The following is an 18,897-nucleotide window of genomic DNA, read 5'->3' as shown; positions in this document are numbered from 1 at the left end:
CCATGGACATCTCCCGGTTCTTCATCGACCGGCCGCGTTTTGCGGCCGTGCTCTCCATCTTCATCTTCCTGGTCGGCGCGCTGGCCATCTTCAAGCTGCCGCTCTCGGAGTACCCCGAGGTCTCGCCGCCGCAGATCGTGGTGCGCGCACAGTTCCCCGGCGCCAACCCGCGCGTGATCTCCGAAACCGTGGCCACGCCGCTGGAGGAGCAGATCAGCGGCATCGAGAACCTGCTGTATTTCGATTCGCAGGCCACCGCCGACGGCGGCATGACGCTGACCGTCACCTTCAAGATCGGCACCAGCCCCGAGGCCGCCGAGACGGCGGTGCAGAACCGCATCAACCGCGCCCTGCCCCGCCTGCCGGAGATCGTGCGCCAGATCGGCGTGACCACGGAAAAGAGCAGTCCGAACCTGACCATGGTGGTGCACCTGGTCAGCCCGGACAACAGCCGCGATGCGCTCTACCTGCGCAACTACGGCCAGCTCAATGTGCGCGACGACCTGCTGCGCCTGCCCGGCATGGGTTCGGTGCAGATGTTCGGTGCCGGCGACTACGCCATGCGCATCTGGCTCGACCCCAACAAGCTCTCGGCCCGCAACCTCACCACCGCCGAGGTGGTGGGTGCCATCCGTGAACAGAACGCGCAGGTGGCTGCCGGCACCGTGGGCGCACCGCCCGCCCCGGCCGGCACCGAGTTCCAGCTGGCGGTCAACACCCAGGGCCGGCTCACCACCGAGGAAGAGTTCGCCGACATCATCGTGCGGGCCGACCCGGCCACCGGTGGCCTGATCCGCATCCGCGACGTGGGCCGTGTGGAACTGTCGGCCGGCAGCTACGCGCTGCGCAGCCTGCTCAACAACAAGGAAGCGGCCGCCATCGCGGTGTTCCAGGCCCCCGGCTCGAACGCGCTGGCCCTCTCGGGCAGCGTGCGCGACACCATGGACCGGCTGGCCAAGAACTTCCCGCCCGGGGTGAGCTACAGCATCGTCTACGACCCCACGCGCTTCGTGCAGACCTCCATCGAAAAGGTGGTGGTCACGCTGCTCGAAGCCATCGCGCTGGTGGTGATCGTGGTGATCGTGTTCCTGCAGACCTGGCGCGCCTCCATCATTCCGCTGCTGGCGGTGCCGGTGTCGGTGGTGGGCACCTTTGCCTTCCTGCTGCTGCTGGGCTATTCCATCAACACGCTCACGCTGTTCGGGCTGGTGCTGGCCATCGGCATCGTGGTGGACGACGCCATCGTGGTGGTGGAGAACGTCGAGCGCAACATCGAGGAAGGGCTCAGTGCGCGCGACGCCACCATCAAGGCCATGCGCGAGGTGTCGGGCCCCATCATCGCGATTGCGCTGGTGCTGTGCGCGGTGTTCGTGCCGCTGGCCTTCGTGCCCGGCCTCACCGGCCAGTTCTACAAGCAGTTCGCGGTGACCATCGCCATCAGCACGGTCATCTCGGCCTTCAACTCGCTCACGCTCAGCCCGGCGCTCTCGGCCCTGCTGCTGCGCCCGCACGACGCGCCCAAGGACCGCCTCACCCGCGCCATCGACCGGGTGCTCGGTCCCTTCTTCGGCTGGTTCAACCGCGTGTTCGGCCGTGCCAGCACCCGTTACGGCCACCAGGTGGGCGGGCTGGTGCGGCGCAAGTCGGTGGCGCTGGTGGTGTACGCCGTGCTGCTGGGCGCCACCGCGCTGCTGTTCGCGCGCCTGCCGGGCGGCTTCGTGCCGGCCCCGGACAAGCAGTACCTCATCGGCATTGCGCAGCTGCCGGCGGGTGCCTCCATCGACCGCACCGAGGCCGTCATCCGCGAGATGAGCGACATCGCGCTGAAGGTGCCGGGCATCGTCGATTCGGTGGCCTTCCCCGGCCTGTCGATCGCCGGCTTCTCGGCCGCACCCAACGAAGGCATCGTGTTCTTCGGTCTGGCCCCGTTCGAGGAACGCACCACGCCCGACCTGAGCAAGAACGCCATCCTGGGTCAGGTCAACGGCGCCATCCAGAGCATCCAGGGCGCTCGCATGTTCGTGGTGCCGCCGCCTGCGGTGGACGGCCTGGGCAATGCCGGCGGCTTCAAGATCCAGGTGCAGGACCGCGGCGGCCTGGGTGAACAGGCGCTGTACGGCGCCGTCTGGGGCACGCTGGGTCAGGTCTACGGCAATCCCCAGTCCAGCATCGGCACCCCGTACTCGGGCTACGACATCAACGTGCCGCAGCTCTTTGCCGACGTGGACCGCACCCGCGCCAAGCAGATGGGCATTGCCCTGGGCGACATCTACGACACCATGCAGGTCAACCTGGGCTCGCTGTACGTGAACGACTTCAGCCGCTTCGGCAAGACCTACCAGGTCGTCGTGCAGGCCGATGCGCCGTTCCGGGGCGATGCCTCGGCCATCACGGCGCTCAAGACCCGCAACGCCGCTGGCGAGATGGTGCCGCTGGGCGCGCTCATGACGGTGGAACCCACCTTCGGCCCCACCCGCGTGACCCGCTACAACGGCTTTCCCTCGGCCGACATCAACGGTGCGCCCAACCCCGGCTTCTCGTCCAGCCAGGCCGAGGCCGAGATCGAGACCCTGCTGCAGCGCACGCTGCCGCGCGGCCTGAGCTACGAGTGGACCGAACTGGCCTACCAGGACCGCCTGACCCGCGATATCACGGTGCCGGGCACCACCATCAAGCTGCCGGTGCTGGCTGCGGTGCTGGCCATCTCGGTGCTGCTGGTGATCCTCGTGCTGGCGGCGCAGTACGAGAGCTGGAGCCTGCCGCTGGTGATCGTGCTGATCGTGCCCATGGGCATCCTCTCGGCGCTGTTCGGCGTGTGGCTCTCGAGCTTCCCGCCCTTCATGCAGCCGGGGGACCTGAACATCTTCACGCAGATCGCGCTGGTGGTGCTGGTGGGCCTGGCCTGCAAGAACGCCATCCTGATCGTGGAGTTCGCCAAGGAACTGGAAGACCGGGGCGAAGCCCTGCTGGACGCCATCGTGCACGCCTGCCGCATGCGGCTGCGCCCCATCCTCATGACCTCGATCGCCTTCTGCGCCGGCGTGGTGCCGCTGATCGTCGGCAGCGGTGCCGGCAGCGAGATGCGCCAGGCCATGGGCATCGCGGTGTTCTCCGGCATGCTGGGCGTGACCGCCTTCGGCATCTTCCTCACTCCGGTGTTCTATGTGCTGCTGCGCTCGCGCCGCGCACGGCGGCTCGCGGCCGCCGCACCGGCCGCCGCTTCGACCGAAGGAGGCCAGCATGTCTGAGGCCCGCATGATTTCCCGCCTGATGCCGCGCCTGTCCGCGCTCACCGCCGCCCTGGTGCTGGCCGGCTGCGCCGCCGTCGGCCCCGACCACCAGACCCCGCCGCTGGCGCTGGACGCATCCTTCATCCAGCCCGGCAGCGAGCGGCCCGACAGCCGCCCGGCGTCGCCCGACATCGTGGCCTTCTGGCGCGGTTTCAACGACGCACAGCTCACCGCACTGATCGAGCGTGCCGTGGCCGCCAACGGCGATGTGCGCATCGCCCAGGCCCGGCTGCAGGAAGCCCGCGCCGGCTTCGACGAGGCCGACTCCGCCAGCCGCCCCTCGGCCGGCTTCAGCGGCAGCGCCGAACGTGCGGTGCAGCCCATCACCCAGCGCCCCGGCACCACCCGCAGCGAGCGCACCGGCAACACGTTTGATGCCAGCTTCATTGCCAACTGGGAGATCGACCTGTTCGGCGGCGTTCAGCGCGGCCGCGAGGCAGCGGCCGCCCGCGTGAGCGCCAGCGAGGCCGGCATCTCGGCGGCCCACACCGCCGTGGCCGCCGAGGTGGCCCGCAACTACCTGGAGCTGCGCGGCCTGCAGCAGCGCCGGCAGGTGACCGACCAGGCCCTGAGCAACCAGCGCGAGTCGCTGCGCATCACCCAGGCCCGGGTCGATGCCGGCCGCGCCAGCGAACTCGACCTGGCCCGTGCCAAGGCGCTGGTGGCTGCCACCGAGGCCGCCCTGCCCGCCCTGGACAACGCCATCGACCGCACCGTGCTGCGCCTGGCCACGCTCACCGCTCAGCCTCCCCGGCCGCTGATGGCCTCGCTCGCGGCCCCCATGCCCCTGCCGAGCCTGCCGGTGACCGACCTGTCGACCCTGCCGGTGGGCACACCGCAGGGCTGGCTGCAGCGCCGCCCCGACCTGATCGTGGCCGAGCGTGAGCTGGCCGCTGCCACCGCCGACATCGGTGTGGCCAGGTCGGCGCTGTATCCGCGCCTGTCGCTCTCGGGCCTGCTGGGCTTCAACGCGGCGCGCGGCAGCGACCTGTTCGACGCCGCCTCGGGTCGCTGGGCGCTGGGCGCCGGCATCACCTGGACCCCGCTGGATGGCGGTGCCCTGCGCGCCCGGGTGCGGGCCAGCGAGGCCCGGGCCCAGCAGAGCGTGGCCCGCTTCGAGCAGACGGTGGCGCTGGCGCTGGAAGAGACCGAAGGCGCGTTCAGCAGCTTCAACCGCGAATCGCAGCGCGCCGCGCGGCTGGACGAGGCGGCCCGCCAGGCCGAGTCGGCTGCGCAGCTGGCCCGGGTGCGCTTTGAAGCCGGCGTGACCGACTTCCTGGCCGTGCTCGACGCCGAGCGCGAAGCCCTGACCCAGCGCGACGCCCTGGTGCAGGCCCAGGTGGGCACCGCCGGAGCGCTGGTGGCGGTGTACCGCAGCCTCGGCGGCGGCTGGACCCCACCGGCCCGCTGAGGCCGGTGCGGCGTCAGTCCGGGCGGGTGCCGTCCCAGGCGCGCTGCAGCAGTTCGCGCAACGCATCGCGCTGGGCCGGGCCGACCGGTCGCGGGTTGGCGTAGGGCTGGGCAGCGGCCAGGTCGGCGGCACGGTCCAGGTCGGCCTCGGCCATGCCAAGGGCCCGCAGCGACACCGGCGCTCCGTTGTCCCGCGCCAGGTCGAACAGACCCTGCGCCGCATGGCTGCAACCCAGCGCACGGGCCACGCGCGCCATGGCCTGCGGTGCGGCGTCGGCGTTGAAGGCCGTGGCCTGCGGCAGCACCACGGTGTGCACCTCGGCATGCGGCAGGTTGAAGCTGCCACCCAGCACGTGGCACAGCTTGTGGTGCAGCGCCATGGCCACCTGCCCCAGCACCGCGCCGCACAGCCAGGCGCCATAGAGCGCGTCGCTGCGGGCGGTCTCGTCACGGGGCCGCTGGCGCAGCACCGGCAGGGCACCGGCCAGGGCGCGCAGGCCTTCTTCAGCCATCAGGTCGGTCATGGGCGTGCTGTCGCTGGCGTACAGCGCCTCCACCGCGTGGGCCATGGCGTTCATGCCGCTGGTCACGCTGATGCCCACCGGCAGGTCGCGGCTGAGTTCGGGGTCGTAGATGACGGTGCGCGGCAGCACCCGCGCGTCGCGCCCGGTGCGCTTGATGCCGCCGTCGGTGATGCCGTGGATCGGGGTCATCTCGCTGCCGGCGTAGGTGGTGGGCACGGCCACGATGGGCAGGCCGGTCTCCAGCGCAATGGCCTTGGCCAGCCCGATGGTCGATCCACCGCCCAGCGCCAGGGTGCCATCGGCACGCAGGGTGCGGGCCGCCTCCACCCCCTCGATGGCCACACCCAGCGGCACATGCATCACCGCACGACCGAACACGCCGGCGCAGCGCGGCCCCAGCCGCTGTTGCAGGGACTGGGCCGCAGTGGACTGCCCGGGCGTGCTGAGCACCAGCACCCGGCGCAGGCCCAGCAGGTCGAGCTCGCGCTCCAGGTGGGCCAGGCTGCCGGCACCGAACACCACGCGGGTGGCCGCTGCCTGATGGATGAAGGGCCTCATGCGGACGCCGCCGTGCCTGCCGGATCGCGGTCGAGCACGATGTCCACCGACACCGCATGGCTGCCATCGGCCTGCTGCGGCCAGTCGGCCACCAGCGAGGGCCGCACGCCGAACACCGCGTCGCTCTCCAGGTACGGGTCGTAGCGGCGGAACACATGGGTGATGAGGGTGCGCCAGCCCGGCGCCTGCACCCGGAAATGCAGGTGCGCCGGCCGCCACGGATGGCGCCCGGTGGCCTTGAGCAGATCCCCCACCGGGCCGTCGTCCGGAATGGCATAGGGCACCGGCAGCACGGTGCGGAAATGGAAACGTCCCTGGGCATCGGCGCGCAGCACGGCGCGCGCCTGGTGCTGCTCCAGACCGTCGCGCTGCACGTCGTACAGGCCCTCGGCATCGGCCTGCCAGACATCGATCACCGCCCCGGCCACCGGGGTGCCGTCCACCCCGCGTACCGTGCCGGTCACGGCACACGCAAGGCCCTGCGCGCCCTGGGCCACGTCCGCCCCCAGGGGCAGCTCGGGCGCGCCCTCCACATGGAAGGGGCCGAACACCGTGGCCTCGGTGCAACCGGGCGTTCGGTCGTGGTTGAGCGCCACGGTGAGCATGGACAGGCCCAGCGTGTCGGACAGCAGGATGAACTCCTGCCGCGATTCGTTGGTGGCATGGCCGGTGCGGGTGAGGAAGCGGATGCCCTCGAACCATTCGGCCTCGGTGAGCTGCACATCGCGCGCAAAGGCATGCAGGTGCTCGACCAGGCTGGTCATGATGCGGCGCAGGCGCTCGTCCGGCGTGTTGGCCAGCCGATCGAGCACCTCGCGGGTGATGGCATGCGGCTCGGGCAGGGACGGGATGCTCATGCCGGCCTCACACGGTGCGGGCGCCGTCCACCGGGAACTCCACCCCGGAGATGAACGCGGCTTCGTCGCTGGCCAGGAACAGCGCGGCCGCGGCCACATCGTCCGGCCGCGAGAGCCGGCCCATCGGAATGGTGGCAATGAACTTCGCCCGGTTCTCCGGCGTGTCGGGCACACCCATGAAGGCTTCGAGCAGCGCGGTCTCGCCGATCACCGGGCAGATGGCATTGACCCGGATGCGATCGGGACCCAGCTCCACCGCCATCGACTTGGACAGCAGGTTCACCGCACCCTTGCTGGCGTTGTACCAGGTGAGTCCGGGGCGGGGCCGGATGCCGGCGGTGGAGCCCACATTGAGGATCACGCCGCCGCCCTGCGCCCGCATGAGGGGCACCACCGCATGGGTCATGTGGAAGATGGATTTCACGTTGATGTCGAACACCCGGTCGAAGGTGTCCTCGTCCACCTCCAGCATGGGCCGGTTGCGGTGGGTCCAGCCGGCGTTGTTCACCACCACGTCCAGCCGCCCGAAACGCTCGCGCACCAGCTGCACCGTCGCGTCGATGTCGGCACGGCGGGTCACGTCGCAGCGCACGCCCACGCTCAGGCCGCCACAGTCGCGCGCCACCGAGCGGGCGCCCTCCTCGTTCAGGTCGGCCAGCACCACGGTGGCACCCTCGCGGGCATAGGCGCGGGCGATGCCGGCGCCAAAGCCGCTGGCCGCGCCGGTGACCAGGGTGATCTTGCCTGCAAGCCTCGGACTGTTCGGCATGGTGGGGGCTCCTTCCCTCTTGTATGGAACTGCCCGCAGTGTCCGGATGGACCGCAGACCACGCCATTGCCGAATCGGTAAGGCTGCCTTTCAAGGCGTGCAGCGGAGGCATGGCCGCAGCAGGCGCCACCCGGGTTTTCACCAATCCGGGGGCGACAGCCATCGGCGCCCAGGGGTTACATACTGGCGGGCCCATCCGGTTCCCATCCCATGCTGCCCGACCTCGACTCCCTGGCCCTGTTCGTCAAGGCCGCCGAAACCCGCAACCTCACGCGGGCGGCGGAGTCGAGCTTCATCACCGTGCCGGCGGCCAGCCGGCGGCTGTCGCTGCTGGAGCATCAGTTCAAGGCGCAGCTGTTCGAGCGCCACTCGCGCGGGCTGGAGCTCACCGCCGCCGGCGAACGCCTGCTGCTGCTGGCCCGCGAGGTGCTGGCATCGGTGCACCACATGCGCGCCGAGATGACCAACTACGGCGCCGGCCACACCGCCGTGCTGCGCATCCACGGCAACACCTCGGCCATGGCGCAGTTCCTGCCGGCCGACATCGCCAGCTTCCAGCCGCAGCACCCCGACATCCGCCTGGTGCTGGAGGAGTGCTGGAGCGCGGATGCCATCCGCAAGCTGCGCAGCGGCGACATCGACCTGGGCGTGGTCGTCGAGGGCGTGGACACCAGCGGTCTGGTGTGCCTGCCCTACCGGCACGACCAGCTGGCCGCCGTGGCCCCGCCCGGGGTGGACCTGCCGGCCACGGTGTCCTTCGCCGACCTGCTGGAACACGACCTGGTGGGCCTGGAAGGCGGCAGCACGCTCACCCGCCTGCTGGAGTCGCACGCCACCGAGCTGCTCAAGCCCATGGCACTGCGGGTGCAGGTGCGCAGCTTCGAGGCGGTGTGCCGTGCGGTGGAGGCCGGCCTGGGCATCGGCGTGCTGCCCATGCAGGCGGCGCGTGGCACGGCACAGTCCATGAACCTGCGGGTGCTGCCCATCAGCGACAGCTGGGCCTCGCGCCAGATGCTGCTGTGCACCCGCACCCAGGCTGCGGGCGACTCGCCCCTGGCCGCCCTGCTGGCCCACCTGCAGCAGTGCGCCCGCCGCGCCGAAGCCGAGGCCGGGGTTCCGGCCTGATCAACGCTGGCTTTCGCAGCCGGCAATGGCCGGCCTGCCGCGCACTGGCCATGATGGCCGCATGAACCACACCACCACCCCGGGCTGGCTGCCCCGCAGTTACCTGTTCGTGCCGGCGAGCCGGCCCGAGCGCATCGGCAAGGCGCGACAGAGCGGCGCCGATGCGGTCATCGTGGATCTGGAAGACGCCGTGCCCGCCAGCGCCAAGGCCACCGCACGGTCGGCACTGGCCCAGGCCGCCGATGCGCTGGCCGGCGCGGCCGACGGCACGCTGTGGCTGCGCACCAATGCGCTGGACACGGCCGAGGCCGCCGAGGATCTGGCCCTGCTGGCGCGGCTGCGCGCCGGCGGTGCCCGCATCGGCGCCATGGTGCCCAAGGCCGGCGACATCGTGGCCCTGCAGGCCCTGCCCGGCGACCTGCCGGTGCTGGCCCTGATCGAGACCGCCCACGGCCTGGGACAGGCGCACCGGCTGGGCGCCATGCCGGCGGTGCAGCGGCTGGCCTTCGGCAGCATCGACTACGCGCTCGACCTGGGCGGCATCGACCCGGCCGATCACGCGGCCCTGCGTCACGCGCGATCCACCCTGGTGTGGGCCTCGCGCTGCGCCGATCTGCCGCCACCGGTGGACGGTGTCACCCCGGCCATCGACGACGAAGCCGCGCTGGCCGCCGACAGCGCCGAGGCACGCCGCCTGGGTTTTGCCGCCCGGCTGTGCATCCACCCGCGCCAGGTGGCGGCCGTGCATGCCGCACTGGCACCCACGGCTGAGGAAAGGGCCTGGGCCGAACGCGTGGTGGCCGCCGCCGGCGAAGGCGGTGCGGTGCAGCTCGACGGCCGCATGATCGACCGGCCGGTGCTGCTGCGGGCGCAGCGCCTGCTGGCGGCCGCGCGCTAGGGCCGCCCGTCTTTCCCGGGGTCCGTCAGTGCGGCCGGGTGGTGCTCACCGAGGGCCGCTCGGCCAGCGAGGCGGCCAGCGCACGCAGCGCCGGCATGGCCGGCAGCCAGGGTGCAGCGGTGAAGCGGAAGTCCAGGTAGTCCAGCGCATCGATGGCAGCCAGCACGTCCAGCGTGGGCGTGGCACCGGCCCGCAGCGCACCGGCGGCTGCCATGGCCTCCAGCCGCTGCATGCCCTCGGCCATGGAACGGCGCCGGCGCAGACCCACCGGGGTCTCGTCGAACAGCACCGGCGCGGTCACCTTGCGGATGATGATGGTGTGCACCGCCGCGTCGATCACGCCCAGGGCCACGCCGGCGCGGGCCAGCACGCCGGCCACATCGCTGCCCAGCAGGCTGGGGGCCTGAGGCCGGGAGGCCTCGAGCCACTGCACGATGAGCAGGCTCTCGGTGAGCGGCGTGCCGTCGTCCAGCACCAGCGTGGGCACGCGGGTGGCGGCGTTGGCCGCGCGCAGGCGGGTGTCGTCGGCCCAGGGGTCGACGATGGTGGGCTCGACCTGCACGCCCTTCTCGATCAGGGCCATGCGCGCCAGGCGCACATAGGGCGAAGTGGTGTTGGCCAGGAGTTGCATGGGATGCCTCTGTGCAATGGAACGGGGATGGGATCAGGCCGGCATGACATCGAAGCCCAGCCGGGGGAAATGCAGGTGCAGGTCGCCGGCCTGCGGATCGTTCCGGTGGATCACCACCAGCGACGCGCTGGCGGCCACCAGGGTGCCGCTCACCGGCACGCGGGCATTGTCGTCGGGGGTCACCGTCACCGGGGTGCCGGGCTGCAGGCCGCCGGGGTCGCCGTCGGGCCGCAGATGGGTCACCGGCACCGGGCGGGCCGCCTGGGCCACGGCCAGGGCCTCTTCGGGCGACAGGGCTGTGTGGCGTCCGTGGCCGATGGCGGCGATGCGGCCGTACCAGGCCTCCAGCCCCTGCAGGCCGACCAGGGCATCCACCTCGGGCGGTGCGTTCTTGCGCAGCAGCGAGGTGGTCTGCCAGCAGGCCAGGTCGAGCACCGAGGGCGTGCTGCCGAACAGGTAGTCGTGCCCGCGCGCAGCCGCCGCCTCCACCGCCTGCCTGAGCCAGGCGTACTGGGCCTGCAGCACCTGGCGGTGGTGGGCCAGGTCGGGCGCCATGGCGGCCTTGCTGATGTCGATGCCCAGGTAGCCTTCCTTGCGGTCCTTGATGAACTCCGGCGGCAGCGCATCGCCGATGTAGTGCACCAGCACGCCGATGGTGGGAATCCACACCTGGCGCTCCCAGGCGAAGGCCATGCCGCGCGCCAGGCCCTCGCAGCCGTTGGGGTAGAGCGTCGGGCCGGGCTGCAGGCGTTCGAGCGCCGGCAGGATGGCGTTGGTGTCGCAGAAGATGTCGGCCCCGACCTGCAGCACCGGAATGCGGCGGTAGCCACCGGTGAGTGCCGCCAGCAGCGGGCGCGGCGGCAGCGGCGCCACGTCCACCGAACGCCAGGCCAGGCGCTTGAGGCCCAGCGTGGTGCGGACCTTCTCGGAGAACGGCGAGAGCGGGTAATGGTGCAGGATGATGTCGTTCATGGTGGCTCCGGGGTGGGTCAGTACATGATGTGGCCGCCATCGACCACCACGGTCTGGCCCGAGACGAAGCCGGAGAGGTCGGACAGCATGTAGACCGCCGTGCCCACCAGATCGTCCGGCCGCTGCTCGCGGCCGATGGCGCGTGCCTTGAGGAAGCTCTGCTGCCACTCCACCGGGCGGTTGCGGGTGGCGTCGGTGATGACGAAGCCCGGGGCAATGCAGTTCACCCGCACGCCGTGCTGGCCCACTTCCTTGGCCAGGCCCTTGGTCATGGACAGCACCGCGCCCTTGGTGGCCACATAGTGCAGGTAGCCCGGCTGCCCGGCCACCGCCACCACCGAGGCGATGTTCACGATGGCACCGCTGTGCTGCTGCCGCATGGCCGGCATGACCGCCTTGCAGCACTGCCACACGCCCTTGACGTTGACCGCAAAGATGCGCTCCCACACGGCCGGATCGATGGCCTCGAAATCGGTCAGCTTGACCTCGCGGAAGTAGGCCGCGTTGTTGATCAGTCCGTCGATGCGGCCGAAGCGTTGCAGCGCCGCAGCGGCCATGGCCTGGGTGGAGTCGTTGTCGGCCACGTCGGTCTTCACATAAATCGCCTGCCCTCCCTGGCGGGCGATCAGGTCCATGGTCTCGTCGGCCGGCCCCATGTCGGCCACCACGATGTGGGCGCCCTGGGCGCTGCAGGCCAGCGCAAAGGCCTGGCCGATGCCGGTGGCGGCACCGGTGACGATGACGGTGCGGCCGTCGAGCAGGGGAGGAAGGGACATGGTCGGCTCCGTTCTTGTGAGAGATAAAAAGGAAGTTCAGCGGCGGGCCGGCGGGGCAGGACAGCGCCCGTCGCCCTCGCACTCTTCGGCCATGAGCACGCGCACCACGCGGTCGCGCACCGGGCCGGCCAGGTCGATCTCGATGGCCCAGGCACCGCTCATCTCCAGCGTGAGCTGCCCTCGGTATTCGCCGGGCGCCGCCGTGGGCAGTGCCCTGACCGGCTTGACCGTGTGGGCCATGGGCATGGAGGGCATGGTGGCGCCCAGGGTCACGGTGGCACCGGTCAGTGGCCGGCCATCGGAGGCGCGCAGGCGCACGGTGCAGTCCAGCAGCGGCCCCATGCCGTGGGCCTCGCACGCCAGATCCACCTGGGGCCGGCGGGACTGCGCCGCCGCCGGAAACACGACCGGCAGCAAGGCGGCCACCAGCAACAGCTGACGAAGGTTCATGGGCTTCTCCGGAACTGGCGCCACGCGGCGCCGATGCGGTGGACCGTGGCCTCGTCCAGCAGGCCACGCGGGCGAAAACGCAGGAACAGCGCCACCAGCCCGCCGAACACCACCATGCGCCAGCCGGCGAACACCTTGGTGGCCTCCAGCAGGCCGATGTCGAACATCACACCCAGCAACGGCCCCAGGGCCGTGCCCAGCCCGCCGATGAGGGCATAGCCCACCGCGTGCACGCCCAGCATGGGGTCGAACAGCGCCGGCTCGATGTAGGTGGCGCGGTGGGCGTACAGCCCGCCGCCGATGGCCGCCAGCGCGCCGGCGGCCGCCACGGCCAGCAGCTGCAGCCGCAGCACCGGCAGGCCCTGGCTGGCCGCCAGCACCTCGTCGTGGCCCACCTGGCGCAGCGCCAGCCCCAGGCGGCGCGGCCGCAGCCAGGCCAGTGCCAGCAGCGCCGCCCCCAGCACACCTAGGCACAGCAGCAGGAAGCCGCCGGGCGAGACATCGTTCTCCAGCAGCCAGCGGATGTCGCGGAAGCCTTCGGTGCCCTGCGGCCCGACGATCTCGCCCTCGACCTCCCGCGTGAAGTGCAGCCGCATCAGCGCAATCCGCATCATCTCGGCCAGGGCCAGGGTGGCCACCGCATAGTTCAGGCCCGACAGCCGCAGGGTGGGCCAGGCCAGCAGCGCCGAGACCAGCGCACCCACGGCAGCCCCCAGCAGCAGCGACGGTGCCAGTGCCCAGCCCGCCAGGGTGGAGGCCATGCCGCTGGCATAGGCACCGAGTGCAAAGTAGGCCTGCTGGCCGAACGAGATGCGCCCCACCAGCAGCACCAGGTAGGCCGAGAGCGCCAGCAGCGACAGGATGGCGATGTCGGTGGCCACGCCCACCGCCTGCTCAAGCGGCATGGCGCCAGCCTCCCCCACCGGTCAGGCCGGCCCGGCCGGCCGGGCCGGCCACCAGCACCAGGAACAGCAGCGCGTAGGTGGCGAACTCGCGCCCCACCGCACCGAACGCGGCCTGCGCGTGCGCCTCCACGATGCCCAGCAGCCAGCCCCCGATCAGCACGCCGCGCACGCTGCCCAGGCCACCCAGCATGGCCGCCACCAGCCCTTTGGTCAGCATCCACATGCCCAGCATCGGCGTGACCTGGCCTTCGAGCGACAGCACGGCAAATGCGGCCACGCCCGAGATCGCACAGGCCACCAGGAAGGCGGTGGCCTGCACCTGCCCCACGCGGATGCCCACCAGCCCGGCCGCGGTGCGCTGGGTGGCCGCCGCCCGCCAGGCCAGACCGCCCCGGGTGCGCAGCAGCCACTGGCCCAGGGCCAGGGTGATGAGCACCGCCAGCAGGGCCACGGCCAGCCGGTCCGGCCGCAGGAACAGGCTGCCCACGGCCCATTCGCTCTGCGCAGCGAGGTTGGGGAATGCATTGAGGTGGCGCGGCAGCAGGTTGACCGCCAGCTGTTCGAGCTGCATCCACAGCGCAAAGCTCGATGCCAGGGCCACCACCTCGGCACCGTCGAAACCGCCCCCCACCCGGGTGGCACTGCCCCGGCCTTCGTGGCCCTGCGCAACGGCCGCCCCGATGGCACCGAAGCACAGCCGCTCCACGTACAGCCCGATCAGCGCGGCCAGTCCCACCACCACCAGCGCCACCCCCCACACCGGGAACGCATGCCGCGCGAACAGCCAGGCGCCCACATAAGCGGCCAGCATGGCGGTGGCGCCATAGGCCAGGTTGAGGCGGCGCAGCGTGCCGAAGGTCAGCGTCAGGCCCAGCCCCACCAGGGCATAGGCCGAACCCTCCAGCCAGCCATCGAGCGTACGCTGCAGGAACTCGAGCACCGCCGCTCCTGCCGGCTCAGGCGGCGCGCCGCTGCCCGAGGTAGGCGCGCTGGATCACGTCGTCGCTGCTCATCTCGCCCGGGTTGCCCGAGAAGGTGACGCGGCCCTGCTCCATCAGGTAGAACTGCTGGGCCACCTTCAGCGCCATGTGGGCGTTCTGCTCCACCAGGAAGATGCTCACGCCCTCGCTGTGCAGCTGCCGGATGATCTGGAAGATCTCGGCCACCACCAGCGGGGCCAGGCCCACCGAAGGCTCGTCCATCAGCAGCAGGCGCGGGCGCGACATGAGCGCGCGGGCCACGGCCAGCATCTGCTGCTCGCCACCCGACAGGGTGCCGGCCATCTGGTCGACGCGTTCCTTCAGGCGCGGGAAGCGCACGAACATGCGGTCGATGTCGTCGCGGATGCCGTTGCGGTCACGGCGGCGAAAGGCGCCGGCCTGCAGGTTTTCGCGCACGGTCAGTGCCGGGAACACCAGCCGGTTTTCCGGCACCAGGGCCAGGCCGCGCGCCACGATGTCGGCGCTCGACTTGCCCACCAGTTCCTCGCCCTCGAAGCGGATGGAGCCGGCCTTGGGCCTGAGGATGCCGGCCACCGTCATCATCAGGGTGGTCTTGCCGGCGCCGTTGGGCCCGAGCAGGCAGGTGACCTGGCCGGCCTGCGCCGACAGGCTCACGCCCTTCAAGGCTTCGATCTTGCCGTAGGCGGTGGCCAGTCCGTCGATCTGCAGCATGGTGTGTCTCCTCAGGCCGCCTGGGCCACGGTGTCGTCCGAACCCAGGTAGGCGGCGCGCACGGCCGCGTTGTCCTGCACCTCGGCGGGCGTGCCCTCGGCGATCTTGCGCCCGAAGTTCAGCACCGCCACCCGGTCGCAGACCTCCATCACCAGCTCCATGTGGTGCTCGATCAGCAGGATGGTGTGCCCGCGGTCGCGCAGGGCGCGGATGCGCTGATCGAGCTCCTCGATCTCCTCGGCGTTCATGCCGGCGGCCGGTTCGTCGAGCAGCAGCAGTTCGGCGCCGGACGCCGCCGCGCGGGCCAGCTCCAGCCGGCGCTGTTCGCCAAAGCTCAGGTTGCCGGCCAGGGTGTCGGCCTTGTCGGCCAGGTTGCTGAAGGCCAGCAGCTGCCTCACCTCCTCGCGGGCCTGGCGGCCCGAGGCCAGCCAGCGCGACTTCACGCCGGCCCAGCCGCTCTCGCGCACCACGCGGGCGGCCCAGACGTTCTGCCACACGCTCAGGTTGCCGAACAGGCGGATGTTCTGGAAGGTGCGGGCGATGCCGAGTTCGGCCCGGGTGTGCACCGGCAGGGTACCGATGTCCTGGCCCTTGAAGCGCAGGCTGCCGGCGCTGGGCTGGTAGAGCCCGGCGATCAGGTTGACCGTGGTGCTCTTGCCCGAGCCGTTGGGACCGATCAGGCCCAGGATCTCGCCCTTGCGCACCGTGAGGTCGAGCTGGTCGAGCGCCTTGACCCCGCCGAAGTGGCGGCTGAGCTGCTGCAGTTCAAGCATGGGCCTTCTCCTCGGTCGCGCCGCGCGGGGCCGGGGCTTCGGGCCCGCGGCCGCCGCGCAGCAGCCGGCCCAGGGGCGAGGTGATCATGCCGCTGGGACGCACCAGCATCATCAGCAGGATGAGCGCACCGAACAGCAGGCTGCGCCAGTCGCCCAGGAAGCGCAGGCCCTCGATCAGGAAGCCCTGGATGAAGACCACCGCCAGCACCGTGCCCAGCAGGCTCGAGAGCCCGCCCAGGATCGGGTAGGCGATGGCAAAGGTGGCCAGCAGGATGGTGAAGTTGGAATGCTCGATGTGGGTGGTGTAGTGCGCGAACACGCTGCCGGCGATGCCGGCAATGGCCCCGCCGATGCCGAAGGCAGAGACCTTGGCCGCCGTCAGGTTGATGCCGGCGCTCTGCGCGGCCACCTCGTCCTCGCCCACCGCGCGCCACAGCGTGCCTACGCGGGAGCGGTCCAGCCAGGCCAGCACCAGCATCACCACGGCCACCAGGGCCCAGATGAGGGTGACGATCTCGCCCGAGGTCCAGCCGTTGCTGGGGAAGTAGCGGATGCCGCCGAAACCCAGGCTGCCGTCGGGGCCGACCAGGTTGCCGTCGGGGCCGGGCACCCGCCAGGTCAGGTTGAAGAACACCAGCCGCACGATCTCGGCGAAGGCGGTGGTGGCCACCACCAGCATCAGGCCCTTGACCCGCAACGCCGGAAAGCCCACCGCGATGGCCACCAGGGCCGAGATCATGGCGGCCGCCGGCACCGCCAGCCACAGCGGCCAGCCGGCCATGGCGGTCAGCATGCCCGAGGCATAGGCGCCGATGGCAAAGAAGCCGCCCTGCGCCAGCGAGACCTGACCGGTCTGCAGCACGCACCAGGCCGAGAGACCCAGCAGCGTGTGCACGCCGATCACCTGGGCCAGTCCAAGGTAGAAGTCCATGAGTCGGGTCCTTTCAGTCGCGGCCGGCAGGCGGGGCGAACAGGCCACCGGGCCGGAACACCAGGAAGGCGAACAGCAGCAGCATCACGTAGATGTCGCGCTCGCTCACGCCGCGCCAGTACTGGAAGAGGTTCTCGAAGCCGCCCACCAGCAGGCCGGCCACGATGGCGCCCGGGATGCTGCCCAGGCCGCCGATGACGGTGACCACCAGGCCCTTGACCGTGAGGGGCAGCGTGAGCAGCGGCGACAGCACGCCGATGGCCGCCCCCGCCATGGCTCCCGCCGTGCCGCCCAGCAGACCGGCGATCACGAAGGTGCTGAGGTTGGTGGTGGTGATGTTCATGCCGCACAGGCGGGCCGCCGTGCCCTGCTGCGACACCGCCCGCGTGGCCAGGCCCAGCCGGGTGCGCTTGAGCAGCAGCGTCAGGCCGACCATGGCCGCGCAGCCGAGCACAAAGACGAACAGCAGGTCGCCGCGCAGCGAGAGCGGGCCGATGTCGATGTTGGAACCCACGAACATGGCCGGGTAGTTCTGCGGCATGCCGGCCGTGGCGTGCACGATGGCCTCCTCGATCAGCAGCAGCATGCCCACGGTGGACATGAGCGTGGCCAGCGGCTTGTTCAGCGGCAGGAAGCGGAAGCAGATGACATACACCAGCGCACCCAGCACCCCGCCCACCAGGGCAGCGGCCACGAACACCAGGGCCGGCGGCGCGGTCTGCACGATGAGCAGGCTCAGGTAGGCGGCGCCGACCGAGGCCGCGGCATAGGACAGGTTGATCTTGTGCATCACGCCGAAGATGAGCGTGAAGCCGATGCCAATCAGTGCGTAGATGGTGCCGAACAGCACACCATCGATCACCGACTGGACGAGGTCCAGCAGGTCGAGGTAGGTCATGGGAGCGGTGCTGAGAAGGAAGGGGAGAGGCGCCCCGCACGGGGGCGCCTCCTCATGCCGTCATGCCGGCCGGGCCCGCATCAGGGCTTGTGGGCCACGGTCCAGGCACCGCCCTTGGCCTGCACGAACAGGTAGGGCTTGATGGCCTCGCGGTCGGCCGCACGGTCCACCGGTCCGAGCAGGCCCTGGGTCTGCTTGAGGGCGGCCAGGCCGTCGCGCATCTTCTTGCGGTCGGCGGCCAGGGTCTCGGGCTTGCCCATGATCTTCTGGTCCTCGATCACCTTCTTGAGGGTGAACACGTTCTCCCAGGCGGCCGCGTTGTGCAGGTCCATGTTGGACTTTTTGGCGGCCACCGCCTCGGCGGCGGCCTTGGCCTCGGCGGTCACCGGTGCGAAGCTGGTCGGGATGATGATGCCCTCGGCCTGCTGGGCGCAGCCCTGCAGCGTCTCCATGCTCGACGAACTGGTCAGGCCGATCATGAGCTTGGGCTTGACGCCCTGGCGCTGCATCTCCTTGAGCACGCCGCAGGTGGTGAACGGGTGGGCCGAGATGGCCACCACGTCGGCATTGGCTCGCTTCATCTCGCGCACCTGGGTGCTGAAGCTGGTGTCGGCCAGCAGCCATTCGCTCTGGCCCAGCACCTCCAGGCCGGCCTTGCCGGCGTTGTCCTTCATGACGTTGAAGGTGGCGTTGCTGTGGGCAAAGTCCTTCTCCACGCCGCCCCAGAAGGTCTTGAGGTCCTTGCGGGTGGCGGCCACCCACTCGAACACCGACTTGTACATGGCGGCTTCGCTCGGCACGTTGCGGAACGACCATTCGGAGATGCCGGCCAGACCGCCCTTGGCGGCCACGTCGGTGTAGATGGGGAACTGGATGCCCGAGTCGCTGGCATCGCCCACCTTCTTCTGCAGGATGCCGAACACCGGCTCGGCCACGTTGCTGCAGGTCGGGCCGATGGCGACGATGGCATCGGGCTGGGCGGCGATGCGGCGCAGCGCGTTGATACCCTCTTCCGCGTTGCAGCGGTCGTCGAGGTAGTCGATCACGATCTTGGCCTTGGCGCCGTCGCCCAGCGTCACGCCGCCGGCGGCGTTGATCTTGTCGGCCGCCGCCTGCATGGCGGCCTCGCTCTGGATGCCGAAGATCCGCACCACGCCGCTCTTGGCGCCGAAGCCGTAGATCTTGATGGTGCGTTCGCCCGTCTGGGCCTGGGCCGGTGCTGCGGCCAGGGCCATGGCGCAGGCCACGGCCGAGAAGATGGCGGTGAATCGAAGCATGTCTTGTCTCCTGGGTTGGTGATCGCCAGTCGAGTCGGGAATGCTGGCGTGGGCGCAGTGTGGGGTGGATGCCGCCCGATGCCCATTGAGAAGTGGGCAAAGCTGCGTTAAGCCCTGAGCAACGGACGTGTTGCGGTGCGGGCAATGCACGCTTCGAACAAAAGCAATTCCAAGCGCCGG

General features: G+C 70.8%; 18 protein-coding genes. 4 read left to right on the top strand and 14 right to left on the bottom strand.

The annotated features are described in order from the left end of the window. Positions 1–2 precede the first annotated feature (2 nt). Positions 3–3,248, top strand: a complete 3,246-nt coding sequence (locus CAP38_RS07465; protein ID WP_086120525.1) for an efflux RND transporter permease subunit — start codon at positions 3–5, stop codon at positions 3,246–3,248. Continuing rightward, positions 3,241–4,701: an efflux transporter outer membrane subunit gene (locus tag CAP38_RS07460; protein WP_086121092.1), complete on the top strand. Its 1,461-nt coding sequence runs from the start codon at positions 3,241–3,243 to the stop codon at positions 4,699–4,701. Before CAP38_RS07465 ends, CAP38_RS07460 begins: the two co-directional genes overlap by 8 nt. Before the next feature lie 13 nt (positions 4,702–4,714). On the opposite strand, the gene CAP38_RS07455 is transcribed toward CAP38_RS07460, so the two are convergent. Genes CAP38_RS07455 through CAP38_RS07445 form a run of 3 tightly spaced genes read right to left on the bottom strand, consistent with a single transcriptional unit; the run spans position 4,715 to position 7,408 of the window. Then, positions 4,715–5,782 carry a maleylacetate reductase gene (locus CAP38_RS07455; protein WP_086120522.1) on the bottom strand — a complete coding sequence of 356 codons (1,068 nt, stop codon included), beginning with the start codon at positions 5,780–5,782 and terminating at the stop codon, positions 4,715–4,717. After that, positions 5,779–6,639, bottom strand: a complete 861-nt coding sequence (locus CAP38_RS07450; RefSeq protein ID WP_086120520.1) for an intradiol ring-cleavage dioxygenase — start codon at positions 6,637–6,639, stop codon at positions 5,779–5,781. The genes CAP38_RS07455 and CAP38_RS07450 overlap by 4 nt, the downstream gene beginning before the upstream one ends. 7 nt (positions 6,640–6,646) lie before the next feature. Beyond that, positions 6,647–7,408, bottom strand: coding sequence for an SDR family oxidoreductase (locus CAP38_RS07445; protein ID WP_086120519.1), 762 nt, complete (start codon positions 7,406–7,408; stop codon positions 6,647–6,649). A gap of 210 nt (positions 7,409–7,618) precedes the next feature. Here CAP38_RS07445 and CAP38_RS07440 point away from each other — a divergent pair, with 210 nt between their 5' ends. Continuing rightward, positions 7,619–8,533 (top strand): LysR family transcriptional regulator, encoded by a 915-nt coding sequence (locus CAP38_RS07440; RefSeq protein ID WP_086120517.1) that lies wholly within the window; start codon positions 7,619–7,621, stop codon positions 8,531–8,533. A gap of 61 nt (positions 8,534–8,594) precedes the next feature. Continuing rightward, on the top strand, positions 8,595–9,431 hold the full coding sequence (locus CAP38_RS07435) for a CoA ester lyase (RefSeq protein WP_086121091.1): 837 nt from the start codon (positions 8,595–8,597) through the stop codon (positions 9,429–9,431). A gap of 25 nt (positions 9,432–9,456) precedes the next feature. On the opposite strand, the gene CAP38_RS07430 is transcribed toward CAP38_RS07435, so the two are convergent. From CAP38_RS07430 to CAP38_RS07380, 11 genes are all read right to left on the bottom strand, one after another. Continuing rightward, positions 9,457–10,062: a glutathione S-transferase N-terminal domain-containing protein gene (locus CAP38_RS07430; RefSeq protein WP_086120515.1), complete on the bottom strand. Its 606-nt coding sequence runs from the start codon at positions 10,060–10,062 to the stop codon at positions 9,457–9,459. A 33-nt stretch (positions 10,063–10,095) separates the two neighbouring features. After that, positions 10,096–11,034, bottom strand: a complete 939-nt coding sequence (locus CAP38_RS07425) for a glutathione S-transferase family protein (RefSeq protein ID WP_086120513.1) — start codon at positions 11,032–11,034, stop codon at positions 10,096–10,098. Positions 11,035–11,051: 17 nt separating this feature from the next. Further along, positions 11,052–11,810 (bottom strand): SDR family NAD(P)-dependent oxidoreductase, encoded by a 759-nt coding sequence (locus CAP38_RS07420; RefSeq protein WP_086120511.1) that lies wholly within the window; start codon positions 11,808–11,810, stop codon positions 11,052–11,054. 36 nt (positions 11,811–11,846) lie between these two features. Continuing rightward, the gene (locus tag CAP38_RS07415; protein ID WP_086120510.1) at positions 11,847–12,260 is read right to left on the bottom strand and encodes a FixH family protein; all 414 of its coding nucleotides are present in this window, start codon (positions 12,258–12,260) and stop codon (positions 11,847–11,849) included. Continuing rightward, the gene (locus CAP38_RS07410; RefSeq protein ID WP_086120507.1) at positions 12,257–13,165 is read right to left on the bottom strand and encodes a branched-chain amino acid ABC transporter permease; all 909 of its coding nucleotides are present in this window, start codon (positions 13,163–13,165) and stop codon (positions 12,257–12,259) included. Before CAP38_RS07410 ends, CAP38_RS07415 begins: the two co-directional genes overlap by 4 nt. Beyond that, positions 13,155–14,105 carry a branched-chain amino acid ABC transporter permease gene (locus CAP38_RS07405; RefSeq protein ID WP_086120505.1) on the bottom strand — a complete coding sequence of 317 codons (951 nt, stop codon included), beginning with the start codon at positions 14,103–14,105 and terminating at the stop codon, positions 13,155–13,157. Before CAP38_RS07405 ends, CAP38_RS07410 begins: the two co-directional genes overlap by 11 nt. A gap of 16 nt (positions 14,106–14,121) precedes the next feature. Beyond that, complete coding sequence (locus CAP38_RS07400) at positions 14,122–14,838, bottom strand: ABC transporter ATP-binding protein (RefSeq protein ID WP_086120503.1); 717 nt, start codon at positions 14,836–14,838, stop codon at positions 14,122–14,124. Positions 14,839–14,849: 11 nt separating this feature from the next. Beyond that, positions 14,850–15,611 (bottom strand): ABC transporter ATP-binding protein, encoded by a 762-nt coding sequence (locus CAP38_RS07395; RefSeq protein ID WP_086120501.1) that lies wholly within the window; start codon positions 15,609–15,611, stop codon positions 14,850–14,852. Next, positions 15,604–16,542, bottom strand: coding sequence for a branched-chain amino acid ABC transporter permease (locus CAP38_RS07390; RefSeq protein WP_086120499.1), 939 nt, complete (start codon positions 16,540–16,542; stop codon positions 15,604–15,606). Before CAP38_RS07390 ends, CAP38_RS07395 begins: the two co-directional genes overlap by 8 nt. Positions 16,543–16,555: 13 nt before the next feature. Continuing rightward, on the bottom strand, positions 16,556–17,440 hold the full coding sequence (locus CAP38_RS07385; RefSeq protein WP_086120497.1) for a branched-chain amino acid ABC transporter permease: 885 nt from the start codon (positions 17,438–17,440) through the stop codon (positions 16,556–16,558). An 80-nt stretch (positions 17,441–17,520) separates the two neighbouring features. After that, on the bottom strand, positions 17,521–18,717 hold the full coding sequence (locus tag CAP38_RS07380; protein WP_086120495.1) for an ABC transporter substrate-binding protein: 1,197 nt from the start codon (positions 18,715–18,717) through the stop codon (positions 17,521–17,523). Positions 18,718–18,897 lie beyond the last annotated feature (180 nt).

Source organism: Hydrogenophaga sp. IBVHS2 (genome assembly GCF_002127215.1).
Taxonomy (GTDB): domain Bacteria; phylum Pseudomonadota; class Gammaproteobacteria; order Burkholderiales; family Burkholderiaceae_C; genus Hydrogenophaga.
This window is presented reverse-complemented; position numbering and strand designations above follow the sequence as displayed.

Bases quoted from the DNA above. Each gene is read 5' to 3' on its own strand.
- CAP38_RS07425 (WP_086120513.1), bottom strand. From the start codon at position 11,034: ATGAACGACATCATCCTGCACCATTACCCGCTCTCGCCGTTCTCCGAG.
- CAP38_RS07415 (WP_086120510.1), bottom strand. From the start codon at position 12,260: ATGAACCTTCGTCAGCTGTTGCTGGTGGCCGCCTTGCTGCCGGTCGTG.
- CAP38_RS07440 (WP_086120517.1), top strand. From the start codon at position 7,619: ATGCTGCCCGACCTCGACTCCCTGGCCCTGTTCGTCAAGGCCGCCGAA.
- CAP38_RS07420 (WP_086120511.1), bottom strand. From the start codon at position 11,810: ATGTCCCTTCCTCCCCTGCTCGACGGCCGCACCGTCATCGTCACCGGT.
- CAP38_RS07450 (WP_086120520.1), bottom strand. From the start codon at position 6,639: ATGAGCATCCCGTCCCTGCCCGAGCCGCATGCCATCACCCGCGAGGTG.
- CAP38_RS07435 (WP_086121091.1), top strand. From the start codon at position 8,595: ATGAACCACACCACCACCCCGGGCTGGCTGCCCCGCAGTTACCTGTTC.
- CAP38_RS07400 (WP_086120503.1), bottom strand. From the start codon at position 14,838: ATGCTGCAGATCGACGGACTGGCCACCGCCTACGGCAAGATCGAAGCC.
- CAP38_RS07455 (WP_086120522.1), bottom strand. From the start codon at position 5,782: ATGAGGCCCTTCATCCATCAGGCAGCGGCCACCCGCGTGGTGTTCGGT.
- CAP38_RS07380 (WP_086120495.1), bottom strand. From the start codon at position 18,717: ATGCTTCGATTCACCGCCATCTTCTCGGCCGTGGCCTGCGCCATGGCC.
- CAP38_RS07445 (WP_086120519.1), bottom strand. From the start codon at position 7,408: ATGCCGAACAGTCCGAGGCTTGCAGGCAAGATCACCCTGGTCACCGGC.
- CAP38_RS07395 (WP_086120501.1), bottom strand. From the start codon at position 15,611: ATGCTTGAACTGCAGCAGCTCAGCCGCCACTTCGGCGGGGTCAAGGCG.
- CAP38_RS07390 (WP_086120499.1), bottom strand. From the start codon at position 16,542: ATGGACTTCTACCTTGGACTGGCCCAGGTGATCGGCGTGCACACGCTG.
- CAP38_RS07410 (WP_086120507.1), bottom strand. From the start codon at position 13,165: ATGCCGCTTGAGCAGGCGGTGGGCGTGGCCACCGACATCGCCATCCTG.
- CAP38_RS07460 (WP_086121092.1), top strand. From the start codon at position 3,241: ATGTCTGAGGCCCGCATGATTTCCCGCCTGATGCCGCGCCTGTCCGCG.
- CAP38_RS07385 (WP_086120497.1), bottom strand. From the start codon at position 17,440: ATGACCTACCTCGACCTGCTGGACCTCGTCCAGTCGGTGATCGATGGT.
- CAP38_RS07430 (WP_086120515.1), bottom strand. From the start codon at position 10,062: ATGCAACTCCTGGCCAACACCACTTCGCCCTATGTGCGCCTGGCGCGC.
- CAP38_RS07465 (WP_086120525.1), top strand. From the start codon at position 3: ATGGACATCTCCCGGTTCTTCATCGACCGGCCGCGTTTTGCGGCCGTG.